15 protein-coding genes are annotated in these 16,411 nt (G+C 40.7%); 9 read left to right on the top strand and 6 right to left on the bottom strand.

The annotated features are described in order from the left end of the window. Positions 1–3: 3 nt before the first annotated feature. Positions 4–1,695: a putative bifunctional diguanylate cyclase/phosphodiesterase gene (locus ACFOHL_RS08770; RefSeq protein ID WP_376919848.1), complete on the top strand. Its 1,692-nt coding sequence runs from the start codon at positions 4–6 to the stop codon at positions 1,693–1,695. Between the two features lie 17 nt (positions 1,696–1,712). Here ACFOHL_RS08770 and ACFOHL_RS08765 read toward each other — a convergent pair whose 3' ends face one another. The 4 genes from ACFOHL_RS08765 to ACFOHL_RS08750 are packed head-to-tail and all read right to left on the bottom strand — an operon-like array spanning position 1,713 to position 7,365. Further along, a complete protein-coding gene (locus ACFOHL_RS08765; RefSeq protein ID WP_376919847.1) occupies positions 1,713–2,156 on the bottom strand; it encodes a response regulator in 444 nt (147 codons plus the stop codon). Between the two features lie 36 nt (positions 2,157–2,192). After that, complete coding sequence (locus ACFOHL_RS08760) at positions 2,193–5,345, bottom strand: response regulator (RefSeq protein ID WP_376919846.1); 3,153 nt, start codon at positions 5,343–5,345, stop codon at positions 2,193–2,195. A 60-nt stretch (positions 5,346–5,405) separates the two neighbouring features. After that, positions 5,406–5,852, bottom strand: coding sequence for a response regulator (locus tag ACFOHL_RS08755; protein ID WP_376919845.1), 447 nt, complete (start codon positions 5,850–5,852; stop codon positions 5,406–5,408). Positions 5,853–5,856: 4 nt separating this feature from the next. Then, positions 5,857–7,365 (bottom strand): PAS domain S-box protein, encoded by a 1,509-nt coding sequence (locus ACFOHL_RS08750; RefSeq protein ID WP_376919844.1) that lies wholly within the window; start codon positions 7,363–7,365, stop codon positions 5,857–5,859. Positions 7,366–7,507: 142 nt separating this feature from the next. Here ACFOHL_RS08750 and ACFOHL_RS08745 point away from each other — a divergent pair, with 142 nt between their 5' ends. The 7 genes from ACFOHL_RS08745 (at position 7,508) to ACFOHL_RS08715 (ending at position 14,660) form a co-directional block, all read left to right on the top strand. After that, entirely contained in the window at positions 7,508–8,266 is a 759-nt protein-coding gene (locus tag ACFOHL_RS08745) for a sensor histidine kinase (RefSeq protein WP_376919843.1), read from the top strand. 121 nt (positions 8,267–8,387) lie between these two features. Beyond that, the gene (locus tag ACFOHL_RS08740; RefSeq protein ID WP_376919842.1) at positions 8,388–8,684 is read left to right on the top strand and encodes a DUF2845 domain-containing protein; all 297 of its coding nucleotides are present in this window, start codon (positions 8,388–8,390) and stop codon (positions 8,682–8,684) included. A gap of 359 nt (positions 8,685–9,043) precedes the next feature. After that, on the top strand, positions 9,044–9,523 hold the full coding sequence (locus ACFOHL_RS08735; RefSeq protein ID WP_376919841.1) for a MarR family winged helix-turn-helix transcriptional regulator: 480 nt from the start codon (positions 9,044–9,046) through the stop codon (positions 9,521–9,523). A gap of 291 nt (positions 9,524–9,814) precedes the next feature. Continuing rightward, positions 9,815–11,299, top strand: coding sequence for a sodium/proline symporter PutP (gene putP, locus ACFOHL_RS08730; protein ID WP_376919840.1), 1,485 nt, complete (start codon positions 9,815–9,817; stop codon positions 11,297–11,299). 2 nt (positions 11,300–11,301) lie between these two features. Beyond that, positions 11,302–12,420 carry a glutamate 5-kinase gene (gene proB, locus ACFOHL_RS08725; RefSeq protein WP_376919839.1) on the top strand — a complete coding sequence of 373 codons (1,119 nt, stop codon included), beginning with the start codon at positions 11,302–11,304 and terminating at the stop codon, positions 12,418–12,420. Next, positions 12,420–13,667, top strand: coding sequence for a glutamate-5-semialdehyde dehydrogenase (locus ACFOHL_RS08720; protein WP_376919838.1), 1,248 nt, complete (start codon positions 12,420–12,422; stop codon positions 13,665–13,667). Before proB ends, ACFOHL_RS08720 begins: the two co-directional genes overlap by 1 nt. A gap of 69 nt (positions 13,668–13,736) precedes the next feature. Continuing rightward, complete coding sequence (locus tag ACFOHL_RS08715; protein ID WP_376919837.1) at positions 13,737–14,660, top strand: mechanosensitive ion channel family protein; 924 nt, start codon at positions 13,737–13,739, stop codon at positions 14,658–14,660. A gap of 30 nt (positions 14,661–14,690) precedes the next feature. Here the strand turns inward: ACFOHL_RS08715 and ACFOHL_RS08710 are convergent, their stop codons facing one another. Both ACFOHL_RS08710 and ACFOHL_RS08705 read right to left on the bottom strand, forming a co-directional pair. Then, positions 14,691–15,089 (bottom strand): type II toxin-antitoxin system VapC family toxin, encoded by a 399-nt coding sequence (locus tag ACFOHL_RS08710; protein ID WP_376919836.1) that lies wholly within the window; start codon positions 15,087–15,089, stop codon positions 14,691–14,693. Next, positions 15,090–15,320 (bottom strand): type II toxin-antitoxin system prevent-host-death family antitoxin, encoded by a 231-nt coding sequence (locus ACFOHL_RS08705; protein ID WP_376919835.1) that lies wholly within the window; start codon positions 15,318–15,320, stop codon positions 15,090–15,092. Positions 15,321–16,006: 686 nt separating this feature from the next. Between ACFOHL_RS08705 and ACFOHL_RS08700 the strand changes: the two genes are divergently transcribed. Beyond that, positions 16,007–16,408, top strand: coding sequence for a DUF6746 family protein (locus tag ACFOHL_RS08700; protein ID WP_376919834.1), 402 nt, complete (start codon positions 16,007–16,009; stop codon positions 16,406–16,408). The last annotated feature ends 3 nt before the right edge of the window (positions 16,409–16,411 follow it).

Raw genomic sequence — 16,411 nt, 5'->3', positions numbered from 1 at the left:
TGCATGCAAATACTCGTAGTAGACGATGACAGTATTGACAGAGAGATGCTTCGTATTTCATTAGATGAAGCAGGTAAGGGCGGGTACGATATCTCGGAAGCCACCTCGGTAGAGTCAGCCTTGGCCTTAATCGAGCAACAGCGCTTTGATGTTATTGTTTTGGATTACCGAATGCCAGGCGCAGATGGTATTGAACTTGTTATTGAAATCCGTTCAAAACCTCGCTTGGGCGGCACTGCCATCGTGATGACGAGTGGTGAAGATGACGATAGTCTCGCCTTGGAATGCATTGAAGCAGGGGCGCAAGATTTTATTTCTAAAGAAGATATCACTCGAGGCAAGCTAGAAAAGGCGCTACTTCACGCGCAAAAACGCTTTGAAATAGAACAAAGAATGCACCAAAGTTATTTGCAAGTGAAGGAGTTGGCAGAAAAGGATCCATTAACCGGCTTATCTAACCGCTATCATTTTGAAGAAAGTATAAAAGTCGTGATTGCCAACAATCAGCGCACAGGCGCAAGTGTGGCGCTGCTTGCTTTAGATTTAGATGATTTTAAAGATATCAATGATACCTTAGGCCATAGCGCAGGCGATCAGGTCTTAAAAGAAGCGGTGCGCCGCGTTTCGATGTGTTTGCGAAATAATGAGGGCTTTGCCCGGATAGGTGGTGACGAGTTTGCGATCACCTTGAGCAACATATCGTCGATCAGTGTGATTACCATCGTTGCCAACCGCATTAAGAAAGCCTTCAACGCTCCATTTATGGTCGAAGGACGAGAAGTAAGATGCGGCATCAGCATCGGTGCTGCACTTTGCCCTGCGGATGCAAACGAGTCGCAAGGTTTACTTAAATGCGCAGATATTGCGATGTACCGAGCCAAGCAAAAGGGCAAAAATCAAGTTTGTTTTTACGAGTTGCACTACCAAGAGGAGTTCAATCGCCGTTTCGATATTCAAAATGCCATGCGTAACATTATGGAACACGCTAGCTTTCGTTTGGTGTACCAAGCAATATTTAGTACTGAAACGAGAGCTATAATAGGTTTTGAAGCCTTAATTAGATGGCCCGCTGCTCATGGGGCTTACACGCCTGACGAGTTTATACCCATTGCCGAAGAATCACGTTTAATTCTTGACTTAGGGCGTTGGATTATAAAAACAGCGATTGAGCAGGTCGCACATTGGAAACGAGAGCATAAAAAAGAACTGAGCATATCGATAAATATCTCACCCGTTCAATTAAGTGATCCAGAACTCGTTAGCTACATTGTAAAGGTCGCTGACTTAGCCAAGATCTCTAATCGTGACGTTATACTAGAAATCACCGAAACAGCCTTAATTAAAGACAATGAAAAAATATCACAGTCCTTGAAAGCTCTAAGTGACCTCGGTTTTAGGATAGCCTTGGATGATTTTGGTATGGGGTATTCCTCTGTTTCGCATTTGTTGCACTTTCCTATTCATATCGTAAAACTCGACAAGAGTTTACAGTTGGCTGATGCAAATGAAGGAAAGCAGTATGGTTTGTTAAAAGGGTTGTCGCTAATGCTGGCTAGTATGGATTTTACTGTTGTCGCGGAGGGCGTTGAAACAGAAGCGCAATTGCAGACCTGCGCAAAATTGAATATAGACAGAGCACAGGGGTATCTATTGGCAAAACCCTCAGAACCTACAGACATCGAAAAACTTTTTTAAATGCTTACGCCAAACGACTACGATTGTGTGTTGGGTAAGGTAACCACCGAAAACCAAAAGTTTTCGACTACACTAACAACATTGATAAACTGATCGAGGTCGAGCGGCTTAACGACGTAACTATTGGCATGGAGGTCGTAGGTTTTTACTACATCTTGCTCGGCTTCTGAACTGGTTAATACTACGACTGGAATGCGCTTAAGTTTTTCACTTGTTTTTATTTTGTCGAGTACTTCGCGCCCATCTATTTTGGGTAAATTTAAATCCAACAAAATCAGATCAGGCAACACAACATCTTCAAAACCTGCTTCCTTATTTAAGTAGGCTAAGGCCTCTTCTCCATCTCTCACCACGTTTAGCGTATTCGAAATTTTTGCAGCAGAAAATGCTTCCTCAGTCAGCATTACATCACCGGGGTTATCTTCTACTAAGAGTATTTCTATTGGTCTAATTGCTGACATAGTTCTCAACTTGTTTAAATAGGCATGATAGTAATACTACACATTAGGTGATTTTGGCAAACTAAAATAAAAGCGGCTACCTTTTTCAAGCTCAGAGATAGCCCAAATTTTACCATCCATCTGTTCAATGGTTTTACGGCAAATGGCTAATCCCATACCCGTACCAGAATATTCTTCTTTTCGATGTAAACGCTTAAAAGGTTCAAAAATCTTTTCACAATATTGCTGTTTCATACCGATGCCATTGTCAATGACCGCAAATACCCATTGCTCGGCTTCAGATTTTACTTTCACTTTTATAATCGGATTTACCTCTGATTTTCGGTATTTTATGGCATTGCCAACCAAGTTTTGAAACACGGAACATATACTCGATGGATCAGCGTTTACTATAGGTAAGTTATCCCATTCCACACTTGCCCCTGCAGCTTCAATACTGGTGGATAAATTTTCCATGACTGATTCAGCCATTTTGTTCAAGTCAATTGCACTAAATGTTTCGGCTTGGTTGCCCAATCGTGCATATTCGAGCAGATCTTTCACCAACTGTTGCATTCGTACGGCGCCATTGGTGGCGTATTCGATATATTTAAATGCGCGATCATCGAGTTTGTCACCATAGTATTTTTCGAGTAACTTCGTAAAGTTGATGACCATGCGTAAAGGCTCTTGCAAGTCGTGCGATGCCACATAAGCAAAACGCTCTAATTCAGCGTTTGAACGTATCAATTCTTCTTGTGCCAACTTACGTTCTGAAATATCGTTCATAAAGCAGTGGTGACCAATAAAAATACCGGCGTCATCAAAGCAGCTGATCATCGTGACCGCTTTATAAAAGCGACTGCCATCTTTGCGAATTCCTTTTGTTTCTCTCGTTACTTTGCCATCTTTTAGCATTTCTTCGTAGGCTGTTGCCATCATGGCATGTTCGGATTCATCAACTGTTATTGACCAATTTTTGCCAACTAACTCTTCTGGTTTATATCCACATGCACTGGCATAAGCTTCATTAACAAAAGTATAACGACCCTGTGTATCTATACGAGACACGCCTTCGACGGTGTTTTCTAAGGCATCGTGTAACTCTTTGTGGTCTGCCTCAGTGCGTCGGATAGCCGTAACATCTCGGCTAATACCCAAGATAAACGGATCGCCCGCACTATTTTGAAAGCGCGTTTTTTTAGTATGTAGAATACGTTTTTTACCATCCGGAAATAATATGGCTTCTTCAGTTTCCGAATATCCTTCGCGCAGTGCCTGCTTGTCGTGAGCCAAAAACTCAGCGGCTTCTTCTTCGTCATAAGCCTCTAAAGTGGTGGTGCCGATGACGGAATCTCTCACAGATTCGGGATATACACGTAAAAAAGCATCGTTAGCGCGCACTATTCTAAATTGCTCATCTTTAACAAAGAACATGTCGGGAATGGCTTCTTGCATAAGTTGCAAAAACTGCTTTGACTCTTCGATACGCTTGATATTTTCGGCGCGTGAAAATTCGCTAGAAATCCATTGTGCCAATAAGCTAAGCACTGTTTTGTTCCGCACCGATACTTCATTTTTTGTTCCGTTAAAACCATAAAAATTTAGTGTGCCATAGGCTTGTTGATTTAGGTAAATTGTTGTTCCTAGGTACACCTTTGTTCTTTTGCAGATGTCACTGTTTTCATCAATTGATGAGTTAAATTCAATATGATTATCAACGTAGACTTCATGTGCATTGAATGCCTTGGAACTAAAGTATGTTGAAAGCGATAAGACTTCATTTAGGTCAACAGATATGTTTGACTGATAATGTGAAATGGCGCATTCACCTTGATTCAGGATACTAATACTCGCCACTTGCAAGCCAAAGTAATCCAGCCCTTTTTTCAATATATCCGCCACTTTGTCGTTCAGGCTTAAGTCATTGTTTACCGTGGCTTTGTATAAGCAATTTAGCATGTCTTCTTCACGCATTTTTTCGCTTACATCTTGATAAACCCCTGTAATTGTTTTTGGCTTACCATCCTCCGTGCGTGTTGCAGTTTTGCCACTCTCATGTATCCAACACCAAGAGCCATCAAGGCGACGCAAGCGATAAACCAAATCTAGTTCATTGCTCTTAGCGTCAATGTAGTGTTGCCAATGCGACGCGACCTTATTTTGATCTTCAGGGTGGACACGCTGCCATAACTTATCTAATCCACTAGTCCGTTCATCTAAAGAATCGCCCAATAGCGCTTGTATTTGTTTGTCCACATATAGGTGTTCGTCTATCAAGTCGTATTCCCAAACGATGATACCTGTAGCTTGAACGACTCTGTCATAACGTTGTTTTTTGGTGAGCGCTTCGTATTGATAGCGACGAATCTCCAAGGTCTTTTCTTTTACCAAAGACTCTAAGTGCTTCTTTTCTATGCCTTGGCTTATGGCGGTGTCTAAGCTTTCAGAGTTGATTTCTCGTTTTACCAGATAATTGAAGGCACCTGCCTTAATGGCTTCTGCAGCTATGACTTCATTGCCTTGACCACTAAATAGAATAACGGGAATTTGCGGGTATTGCTCATGTAGCTTTTTGAGTACAACCAAACCATTTTCGCCCGGAAGAGAATAGTCGAGCAATATGCATGCTGGCTCAAGTGTACGAATGGTTTCTATTATTTGACTGCCTGAGTCCAACTCAAAACAATGATATTGTTTGTGTTTTATTTTTTTTACTGAGCGGATCACTAACTCTCGATCGTCAATATTGTCATCAACAATCAATAGCCGAATATCTTTTTCATCCTTAGTGAGTAGGTTATTTGGTTGCTCAACAGACGCAACAGCATGATGAATACTTGCCGCCAAATCAATGTTATTAATCTCAGATTTTACTAGGTAATCTTGCGCGCCACCTTTTAGTATCTCTACCGCTAGTTTTTCGTTGCCTTGACCTGTTAGCACAATAATAGGGACAAGTGGGTAAATTTGCCGGATCTCCCGCAATAACGTAAAGCCATCTTTGCCAGGCAACGAGTAGTCCAATAATACGCAATATGGCTTGGCTTGTGCCAAGTTTTCCATGCCCTGTTTACCACTACTGACATGCGTAATATTGAAGGTGTCATTGGCAGATTTACTTTGGCTTTGCTCAGTGAGCAACTTACGCTGACACAAATCAACATCGTCAACATTGTCGTCGATCATCAAAATATCGTATGTGGGCATAAAGCGTCGCGTCCGAAATACTAAATTAGGCTGGGTGAGTATTGAATATATGGTTGATTATCATAAGTCTTTTCTGGGTAAAATAGCCACGCCAAACCAGTAGTCTTTCATGGTTCTGATTGCTTGGGTTAAACCTTCAAAGTCAACCGGCTTTTGAATATAAGTACTCGCGCCAAGGTCATAGCATTTTTCGATATCTTTTGCGTCGTTTGATGTGGTGAGTACTACAACCGGAATCGAGCGAGTATTTTTGTCACTTTTTAGTTGTTGTAATACATGACGACCATCGATACCTGGCATATTCAAGTCGAGCAGTATCAAATCAGGTAAGCTTGCATCGGTATTATCGTTATATGCGTTATTTTTGTATATGTAATCTAATGCGTCCTGACCATTTTTACACCATTTGACGGGGTTCATAAAATGGTTCTTTTTTAAACTTCTTACCACTGCCTCGTAATCGTCTTGATTGTCTTCTACCAACAGTAAGTGCGACATACTATTCATGTATTCACCCATTGTGTTTTAGTGTAAAGAAAAAAGTAGCGCCGTGATGCTTTTGAGATTCTATCCAGATCTTTCCGCCATGACGCTGTATAATTTTTTTGACGAAGGTGAGTCCAACTCCCGTGCCTTTGACGCTATCGTCCTCGTCATTTAGGCGTTTAAATATGCGAAAAACGTCATCAAAAAACACCTCGTCAATGCCGATACCGTTGTCCTTTACATAAAATGTCAAAGGCTCCTCTTCATTTGACGCTGCTTGCGGATTTATGCAACCAATCTCAATCAGTTTTTCTGCTTTATCGTTGTACTTTAACGCATTAGTGATTAAGTTGCGAAATACTTCGGTGATCCGGGGTACATCACAAACCACACGAGGTAATTTCGATGGTATAAGGATTTTTGCATTGTCCAAACTGAGACTGTTCTCCATCATTGTAGTAATATCATGGATAATCGTGTTTACATCACATTCTTGAATAGCAAGGTCTTGGCGTCCAAGCCTTGAAAAATAGAGTAGGTCATCAACCAAACGCTCCAGCCTGCCACACAAATATTTCATACGGTTAACGCGTCGTTTGCCGTCTTCGCCTAATAGTTCTTCATAGTCTTCTTGTAAAAATAAGGCGTTATTGCTTAACCCCCGTAACGGCTCCTTTAGATCATGAGAAGCGATGTACGCAAAATCATCGAGCTCTTGATTACTGCGAGTGAGTGCCTCAATGTATGAATTAATGGCCTTTTCGGATTCCACACGCTGCGTGATATCTCTGATTGTGCCCACAAACAAAGGCAAACCTTCATTGTCCATTGCAGCAACACCTAACTCAATTGGAAATACACTACCGTCTTTACGTTTCGCTTCGACTTCTCGCCCAATACCAATGATTTTTTTATCACCTGTACGCCGATAATTTTCCAAATACGTATCGTGTTCGTCATGAAAAGGGTTAGGCATCAGTATCCTTACATTTTGACCCATGACTTCTTGTGCAGCATAACCGAATATTTTTTCAGCGGCTGGGTTAAAGCTTTGAATATGTCCATACTGATCAATGGTTATCAGCCCATCAAGTACGGTATTGAAGATCGCTAGCAGTTGCTTTTTCTCGTTTTGTATTTCTTGTTCAGCTCGTTTTCTATCAGATATATCCTTGATTGTGCCAATAAACATGACTTGGCCGTTTACATCCATTTGATTGACACCCAGCTCGATAGGAAAGATCGACCCATCTTTGCGTTTGGCTTTTACCTCTCTGCCGATACCGATTATTTTCTTTTCTTTAGTGCTTAAATAATTGTGTAAATATTGATCGTGTTCACTGTGATATGGATCAGGCATCAACATTTTTACGTTTTTGCCCACGACCTCATCTTCGGAGTATTGAAAAATGCGCTGCGCAGCATTATTGAAACTATGAATCTGCCCTTGGCTATCGATGGTAATCAAGCCGTCAAGGACCGTGTTCATAATGATATCAAGGGGTAGAGCTTGGATTTCTGCTTTGTCTGACATGTAATTTTTTACCTAGTCGGTCTGATTGCGTCTTGCTGCACTTGAGTATTTGAAAAAAGCTAGCTTTAATAGAAGCTATTTATCTTTGTTTATTTTTTGTGTTGGTTCTAATAGTTTATACGCTAAATTGTAGAGCGCCACATTGATTAACAAAAAACCGATGGAGAATACATTGAGTGAGCACTCAGAAAAACATGTTAGTCCAGAATTTGTAAAATCACTAATTAGCGGCATCTGCCACGACGTTGGCGCACCTGTTAGGCACATTGTTCAGTTTTCTCGTATGTTAGCAGACGCTGATAGTGCTTACACCGCAGCTGAAAAACAAACACGTTGGCTATCAATCATCAATGAGAGTGGGGGACGCCTGCAAGACATGCTCAAGGCCTTGAGCGTTTTTTCGCGTTTGAGTGTATCAGTACATGACAGTAAAAAATTGGATTTAAAATTATTACTCGAGCGCTTACTTGATTTTCATCAAGCTCATACTCTAGCAAAAAACAGACAAGTTGAAATAAACGTACAAGGTGATTGGCCTGAAATAGAAGGCAGTGAAGATCATTGGCAAACCTTATTTTCCTGTTTAATTGAAAATGCCTTATATTTTCAGCCAGAAGATTTGTCTCATACTATTCGCTTAACTATATGTTGTGATTACAATGATTCATTGCTTGATATCCGCTTTGAAGACAATGGTATTGGTGTGCCAGAAAACCAGTTTCCAGTATTAACTAAACCTTTTAAGCGAACTAATCATCTTGATGAATATCCAAGCTTAGGTATGGGCTTAGCATATTGCCAGTATATTGCAGAATTGGATCATGCCTTGCTCAAGTTTAGTTCTTCACCATCAGGCGGATTTATAGTCCGCTATACCCAGCAAGGAATTCGGAGAACATAGGGTTCAAGAACGTAAAGAACGACAAATATATTGGTTATACTGTTGGTTACGCGTAACGCTTGATGGAGTTTTTAAATAAGCGTTCATCTACATTTTCACAAAATTACCAAAGGAGCGAGGTTTGATAAAAATAGCGGTTACATTAGCGCTAATAATAAGTGCATTTTCGGCAATATCGGGTACCTCAACACTTCGCTGTGGCAAGCAATTGGTCAAACTGGGTGATACAAAAGCCGAAGTTAAAATTGTATGTGGCGAACCGATAGATATCGACCTAGTTGAGCACACGTTAGACGATAAGGCTATCGTCAAAACTGAAATTTACACGTATTATTTCGGTAAGGGTAAATTAATTAAAATATTGAAATTCGAAAATGGCAAACTAGCCGCAATAGATGAGGGGCGGCGGGTCAATTGATATTACACAATTGCTTTATCTGCGCCGGTTTTCTGAAGAAAACCCTAATTTAAAGGTGAGCATAAATCTACCGGCAAATATTTGTCACAGTCACAGAATTTCGCAACTATTGATTGATCGTGTTGAGAGCGTGAGATAAACCCCAACAGTATTATTTGGGAGGTTACGGAAGCACATTCAATGTCCGAACCGAAAAAAGCGAAGGAATCCCTCCATGTATTAAATTCACTACCAAGCAATCGTTCGATTTATATTTATAACACTATTAAAATTTTCATAGTAGTTGGCATAATTACATTTATTTAATATTATTAGTACAATACTTAGTTGGAAAAATCTTTTTTGGAAAAGTATGCCTAATGCAAAACCATGAACAACTTTTTGTCTCTATCCGAAAAATCATTCGAGCGATAGATATTCGATCCAGAAAATTGGGAAAAGAAGCAGGCATAACTGGGCCTCAATTAATGGTACTCCAAGAAATATTGCAACGTGACGGGATTACTGCAAGGGAAGTGGCTTCGCGGATAAACTTAAGTCAGGCTACAGTGACAAATATTCTTGATAGGTTAGAAATTAAATTATTTGTCGAGAGAAAGCGCAGTGATATTGATAAAAGGCGCGTTGCTTTGCATTTGACCGAAGACGGCAAAACCGCTTTAAGCAACGCACCTCAGGCCATTGAAGAACAGTTTGTTGAACGCTTTTCTGCACTCAAAGATTGGGAGCAACTGCAATTGATGGCAGCAGTAGAGAAAATTGCAGACATGATGGACGCCTCTGATATAGAAGCTGCGCCAGTATTAAATATTGGTGAGCTAGAATCAGCCCCCAAATAGCACAGTTACAAAAGCCCATAGATAGGATTCTTCAACATATTTTACTGATTACGTGATACCGACGTATTCTTTACGTCCTTTTCTATTCAAACCTTTATTTTCTTCACTAGCAGTTTTGCTCAAAGGCGACTGTTTCTCTTATTGATTCCTTCGAATCTACCTAGGCATTGAAAGATTGCCTCTTATATCTTTCTATGATCTTTGTTATTATTATTAGTGTACTAAACATTATAATTGTAATTATTAGTGCAGTAATTTAATTCTGTAAAGCTTAATCACCAAGGAGATTTGATGAGCTACATTTCACTATCCCTATATTTTGCCGCCATGATTGGAATTGGTGTTTATGGGTATAAAACAGCCTCAAAAGACATATCTGATTATGTTTTGGGTGGTCGAAAAGTTGGCCCTAAAGTGACGGCACTTTCTGCTGGTGCCTCAGATATGAGTGGTTGGATGTTAATGGGATTGCCCGGTGCTATGTTTGTGATGGGCTTTGATGCCATTTTAATCGCGGTGGGCTTATTAATGGGGGCTTTAGCAAATTATATTTTGGTCGCCCCGAGGCTACGTGTTTTTACCGAAAATGCAGATAACGCGTTAACCATTCCAGCATTTTTTTCTAAGCGTTTTAAACGAGACACCGGCACATTGCGGCTTTTATCAGCTGCCGTGATCGTTGTTTTCTTTACCTTATATACCTCCGCAGGCCTTGTTGCTGGCGGTAAGCTTTTTGTATCAGCATTTGATGCAAGTTATACAATGGGTGTTGTAGTGACACTCGCGATTGTTGTCTTGTATACGTTGTTAGGCGGGTTTCTCGCGGTAAGTACAACAGATTTTGTTCAAGGCTGTATTATGTTTGTAGCCTTAGTTATGGTTCCGGTGGTGGCATTTTTTCAATTCGATTCGGTAGAACAAGTCGCAAGTTCAGCATTTACTAGTATTCCAGCTTTCTCCGAGTCAATTCGAGACATCACGCTCATTACCTTAGTTTCGAGTCTGGCATGGGGTTTGGGATATTTTGGTCAACCTCATATCATCGTGCGCTTTATGGCGATCAAATCTGTAAAAGATATTCCGACAGCGAAAAGCTTCGGTATGAGCTGGATGCTGGTTACTATTTTGGGAGCATTAGCAACCGGCTTTATCGGTGTTGCTTATGTAAACAACTTTGGCCTAGTGCTATCCGATCCAGAAACAATTTTTATTCGCTTTACCGAAGTACTGTTTCACCCCTTAATCAGTGGTTTTCTGCTTGCTGCAGTACTAGCAGCAATTATGAGTACGATTTCATCTCAATTGCTCGTTTCAGCTAGCTCACTCACCGAAGACATTTATCGCGCATTTCACAACAAAAATTTAGGAAACAAGCAAACCGTGATTATCGGGCGCTTGGGCGTAGCGGGTGTTGCAATCGTCGCTTTGCTCCTCGCTCTTAGAGGTGATAGTTCGATTTTATCACTTGTCAGCAACGCATGGGCTGGGTTTGGTGCTGCATTTGGGCCGCTTATTTTATTTAGTTTGTACTATTCGCGATTGACTTACGCCGGCGCTATTTCAGGAGTGGTATCTGGTGCTATTGCTGTGCTCGTATGTATTTATGTGCCTCTGTTAGTTGACGGCAACACAATTAGCGATGTGATGTATGAACTCGTCCCTGGGTTTGCAATTAGTAGTATTACTATTTTCCTTGTCTCTCATTTCACTGCCGGTCCAAGCCGCGCAGTCGAATCACTCTATCAGCAATCTTCAAAACTTGTCTCGGAACAATAATCATGAATCAGAATAAAACAGTCGATACACACAATTGGAAACGAATCGTCATAAAAGTCGGCAGCGCACTAATTGCGCCTAATAAAAATGGCTGTAGTAGCCATTATCTTTTGGGTATTGCGCAATTCATTGTGCGCTGTCGATCAAAGGGAGTTGAAGTAGTCTTGGTATCATCAGGCTCTGTTGCTGCGGGGGCGCATTTGTTCGATAGCTCGTCAGATAATATAGCGGTTAAAAAAGCCATGGCCGCAGCCGGTCAGACAGAAATGATGGCGACTTGGGATCGATTATTTGATTTTCCTTCTGCACAAATTTTGCTCACGCATGCAGATTTGAGAAACCGAGATCGTTACATCAGCATCAGAAACACGATTTTTGAATTGTTAAAATGTGGCGTACTGCCCATCGTTAACGAAAATGATACGGTAACAACCGATAAGTTAAAAGTAGGGGATAATGACAATTTATCTGCGATGGTTGCTGCGGCTGCTAATGCAGATGCACTCATTATTTGCTCTGATATTGATGGGCTTTATGACAAAAACCCACACGAGCACGATGACGCCCGTTTACTGTCATGGGTTTCCCACATTGACGACGAAATATATGCAATGGCAGGGGGTACAAACAGTGACGTTGGAACCGGTGGGATGAAAACTAAAATTCAGGCCGCAGAAAAAGCAGTGTCACACGGTATAAATACCTTTATTGTGAATGGCTTTACCGAGCTTACCTTTAATATGCTGTTGGATGGAAAAAATCCAGGCACGCACTTTCAACCCTATGCGCAACCTTTGGGAGAGGAACTACACTGGATTACACATACCTCGAATGCTCAAGGTGAGGTTGTCGTCGAGGACGATTTTGACGCTGCGCTGCAACATGAAAGTGGTCAGTTGACAAGTAGGGAAGTGGTCGCCGTAGAAGGTGATTTTTCGATAGGTGATACGATACTTGTTCGCAAAAAGGACGGCACCCCTCTTGCAAAAGCGCAAACAAATTATGGTAGTTGCTTACTGAACTACCTTGCAGATCAAGACAAATCAGCGCCTGCACAGGCAAATTTGCAAAACACTGGGGCAATCATTTCAGAAAAAACTATCGCGATTTTGGAGGAATAATGCGTTTAATTGAATCACTAGCTAAAAAAGCCGCTCAAGCTTCTCGCACATTAGCACTGGTTGACGAGGTAACGAAAAACAAAATTTTGCATATGATGGCAAAAGACATTCGGATAAACAAAAACACGATACTTTCTGTCAACGAGGAAGAAGTTAAGAGTGCGAAAAAGCATGGATTATCTGAGGCCATGATTGATCGGCTGACATTGACCGAAGATCGAGTAGAGACGATGGCAGCAGGATTGGAAAACGTAGCACGCTTGTCAGATCCAGTTGGTAAAATGCGCCATGTCAATACTCGACCCAACGGTATTGTCATCAACAAAATGCGCGTACCCTTGGGTGTGGTATGTATGATTTATGAGGCACGGCCGAATGTAACTGCGGACGCCGGAGCACTTTGTTTGAAGTCGGGCAATGCGGTCATTCTAAGAGGTGGTAAAGAAGCACTATCGACAAGTAAATGTATCGCGACAATAATGCAAAATGTGTTAGAAAAATTCGAATTGCCAGTAGAGCTAATCACTGTAGTGCCTGACCCAGACAGGAGCTACATGATGGATCTAATGCAGCAAGATGAATACATCGACGTCATTATACCGAGAGGCGGAGAAGGACTGATAAGATTTGTGACGCAAAACAGTCGTGTCCCAGTAATTCAGCACTATAAAGGTGTATGTCACCTTTACGCGGATAAATATGCAGATCTGAAAACAGCGCTCGCATTAATGATAAACGGAAAAACCCAACGCACCGGCGTATGCAATGCACTTGAATGCCTGATTGTGCACAAAGATATTGCCGCGACATTTTTGCCAATGGCAGCAGAGCAACTGCGCGATAAAGGTGTAAAACTTCACGGGTGTAAAAAAACTAATCAAATAATTGCATGCGATAGTGAACTTGATGATAACGAGTTTGGGCAAGAGTACTTAGACCTAGACATTGCGATCCGCGTGGTCGATGATTTTTCATCCGCAATAAAACACATTGATGAATTTGGCAGTAATCACACCGAAGTTATCGCCACTGAAGACGAAAAGCGGGCGGCACTGTTTCAACAAACGGTAGACGCCTCTGTCGTAATGGTTAATGCATCCTCTAGGTTTTCCGATGGAAGTGAGCTTGGCCTAGGCGCTGAAATTGGTATTGCAACGACAAAACTGCATGCTTATGGGCCGATGGGACTTGAATCATTGACTACAGAGAAATTTATTGTCAACGGTACAGGGCAAGTAAGGTGTTAATCCCCAAAAGGCATGATTGCCTTTTGGGTTGTTTAGTCGTCCAAGTCATTCACAATAATAACAGGCCGCATGCAAATAAATCTTCCTGATAACGTCATCTTACCCGCTGACTTACAAATGCTTACGCTTGGACTTTTCGAACTCGTTCAGCAACATAAAATTGTTAGTTCAGTATTGTTATTACTGTTTATAGCAGCCTTGCGTAAGGCATTTGTATTTGCTTTAAAACAAAAAAGTCAAAAGAAAGGGGAAGATAGAAGGCATCAAATAAACAATGTAAATTTGCTAACGACCAGTATCGCCATTGTGTTAGCACTGGTGATTTGGGCATCTGAAATACAGCATTTTGCTATTTCTATTGCTGCTTTTACTGTAGCGATCGTACTCGCGACTCGGGACTTTATCCAATGCTTGATGGGTTTCTTTTACTACGTCACGGCCAAGCCATTTCGAGTAGGGGAGTGGGTGCAATTTGATGGTAGCACGATTGGTGAAGTCGTGAGGGTTGGCTGGACGAATACTGTATTACTAGAAATCCATGGCGATGAGCTAGAGTACACCGGAAAACACTTACATGTACCAAATAGCAAATTGGTGACACATACCACAAAAAACTTTAATTTCTTAAAGCGATACAAACTTCATTCTTTTGCACTCACGCTGGAAGCCAATATTCCCATTCATGCGTATTTGGAACATTTTACCCGTATTGCAGAAACTGCTTGTGACGATTTTAGTGACGTGGCCTTACGTTATAAGGGATTCATAGAACGACAGCTTGATACCGAATTTATTAGCGTTGAACCCACTATCACCTTGGAAACGAACCAGTTTGCAAAACAGGTAGTAAGCATTACGGTATTTTGTCCAACAAATGAAGTGGCGACTATTCAAAGAGCAATCACGACACGTATTCTGTCGTTAGTACATCAGATAGACCCTGACAAAAACGCGAAAGGATGGGGTGTTAATGAACAAACTTTTGGTGTGTGAAGCTTCAGGACTGCATTGTTCATAGTCTGGTTAACTAACTGTTCGTACATGTTGATACGTTAATATTTTATCGTCAGCTGTGATCAAAGGCGCAGATAAGCTTCTTGCCAATGCAACAATCATCCTATCTGCAGGATCTTTATGAAATTCACCAGGCAATCGTGTTGATTCTACGGCTACTTTATTATCAACAGGTACAAATGAAACATTATGTATTTCGCTCACTGTTTGTAACCAAGTGTCCACGTCCATAGTTAATCTTAAGCGTTCTTTGTTCACAAGCATTGATACCTCCCAAGCCGACATTGAGGATACATATATGTTTTCGTTCGATTGCATTGCTTGTGCTATGCGAATTTGGGCTGTATCGCTCAACTTATTATCTCCATTGACCCACCAAATCAATATATGCGTGTCCAAAACGATCATCTAAGCTAAGTCCCAGTCATCTTCTGCTATTGGTGCTATTGGATCTGTATAGCTGAGAACAGAACCCTGTAACTTTTCCAAAGGGCTAAAAGTTGTATCTTTGTATTGTGTTATTACTAGAGAGCGTTTTCCATGTGCAGTAATCACAACATCTTCACCTGTATCTTCCACGGATCTCATAATTTCTAATGCATGAGCTTTAAAGTTTGATTTTGATATCTCTTGTCGCATACTTTAACCATAGTCATATATTCATAGTCACAATGTATCAAAATATACAGCTAGTTGCATCAATAATATAACGTGACACATGAGTAGTGGGGAACTTGTGGATATTAATTAGTACATTATTAATTTAACATAATATACATTATGCGAAGTATTGTTGATTGTGGATAGGATGTTAATTTATGTGAACTCGACATGTTTTAATATATTTTTCAAAAACTTATTCAACAACAAACCTATCACAAGTAGAAACAACAAAGGCATTTTTACACAGACACTTAATAAAACTCAGTGCCTGTTACATATATGTACACACCTAGTTAGACTTTCCCAGTAAGTGAAAGTTATTTTTTTGTTGGCTGCAGCTAAAAAACATTCGTTGTCTTTAAACGATAATGATGCAATTCTAAAAACACATTCACTTGAATAATGTGTAGCTTGTTAAATATACGCAATTCACGTACATTTTTGAAATGAAAAGCGTATTTGTTAATTCCACCATATTTGAAAAACACCGCAATAGCTACCTCAGCGATATAAAATTCATCAGCCTTGTAAAAGATAAGCCACTCTATTCATACCTCCTTAAATCCAGTGTTCAAGTTAAAGAAGTTTTTATCAATCAAGACATTGTAAATAATAATAGTTATCATTTAATATGTAATGAATGATAACTTTCTTGGATAATTATGTATAAGCTCTCCCTTCCCTTTCGCATACTATTTTTCACATCTATGGTCTTGAGTCTTGCTGGCCAAGTGCCAGCTGACGAAGAATACAACCACTTCCCGTCTCTAGCTGCACCTGATTTGAAAACAGCGGTGTGCAATCTCAGTGCATACAACAAAAAGTTAGATGCGATTACCACAAAGTCCTCTCTTAGTACGGAAGATATGCTCAAAGTACATGAGTTGACTTATACTTTGGAGAATGCGCTCCTCCAACTTCAACAAGACTTGAAGTCAATGGCTGCAGATTTGGAGCATGTACACAAAGCCTCAGAGCGTTTGGACCAGAAGACAATTCAAGACGCTGGGAAAAACTACAGAACAGCAATGGCTGTGCTATTTGCCAGTCAAAAATGTCAGTAAGTG

Source organism: Agaribacter flavus (assembly GCF_042646125.1).
GTDB classification, from domain to species: Bacteria; Pseudomonadota; Gammaproteobacteria; order Enterobacterales; family Alteromonadaceae; genus Glaciecola; species Glaciecola flavus.
Note: the sequence above shows the minus strand (reverse complement) of the source record. Positions and strands in the feature narration are given on the sequence as shown.

Excerpts from the sequence above, each read along its gene's own strand:
- ACFOHL_RS08715 (WP_376919837.1), top strand. The coding sequence starts at position 13,737 with ATGCAAATAAATCTTCCTGATAACGTCATCTTACCCGCTGACTTACAA.
- ACFOHL_RS08735 (WP_376919841.1), top strand. The coding sequence starts at position 9,044 with ATGCAAAACCATGAACAACTTTTTGTCTCTATCCGAAAAATCATTCGA.
- ACFOHL_RS08710 (WP_376919836.1), bottom strand. The coding sequence starts at position 15,089 with ATGATCGTTTTGGACACGCATATATTGATTTGGTGGGTCAATGGAGAT.
- ACFOHL_RS08700 (WP_376919834.1), top strand. The coding sequence starts at position 16,007 with ATGTATAAGCTCTCCCTTCCCTTTCGCATACTATTTTTCACATCTATG.
- putP (WP_376919840.1), top strand. The coding sequence starts at position 9,815 with ATGAGCTACATTTCACTATCCCTATATTTTGCCGCCATGATTGGAATT.
- ACFOHL_RS08720 (WP_376919838.1), top strand. The coding sequence starts at position 12,420 with ATGCGTTTAATTGAATCACTAGCTAAAAAAGCCGCTCAAGCTTCTCGC.
- ACFOHL_RS08770 (WP_376919848.1), top strand. The coding sequence starts at position 4 with ATGCAAATACTCGTAGTAGACGATGACAGTATTGACAGAGAGATGCTT.
- ACFOHL_RS08750 (WP_376919844.1), bottom strand. The coding sequence starts at position 7,365 with ATGTCAGACAAAGCAGAAATCCAAGCTCTACCCCTTGATATCATTATG.
- ACFOHL_RS08760 (WP_376919846.1), bottom strand. The coding sequence starts at position 5,345 with ATGCCCACATACGATATTTTGATGATCGACGACAATGTTGACGATGTT.
- ACFOHL_RS08765 (WP_376919847.1), bottom strand. The coding sequence starts at position 2,156 with ATGTCAGCAATTAGACCAATAGAAATACTCTTAGTAGAAGATAACCCC.
- ACFOHL_RS08705 (WP_376919835.1), bottom strand. The coding sequence starts at position 15,320 with ATGCGACAAGAGATATCAAAATCAAACTTTAAAGCTCATGCATTAGAA.
- ACFOHL_RS08755 (WP_376919845.1), bottom strand. The coding sequence starts at position 5,852 with ATGAATAGTATGTCGCACTTACTGTTGGTAGAAGACAATCAAGACGAT.
- proB (WP_376919839.1), top strand. The coding sequence starts at position 11,302 with ATGAATCAGAATAAAACAGTCGATACACACAATTGGAAACGAATCGTC.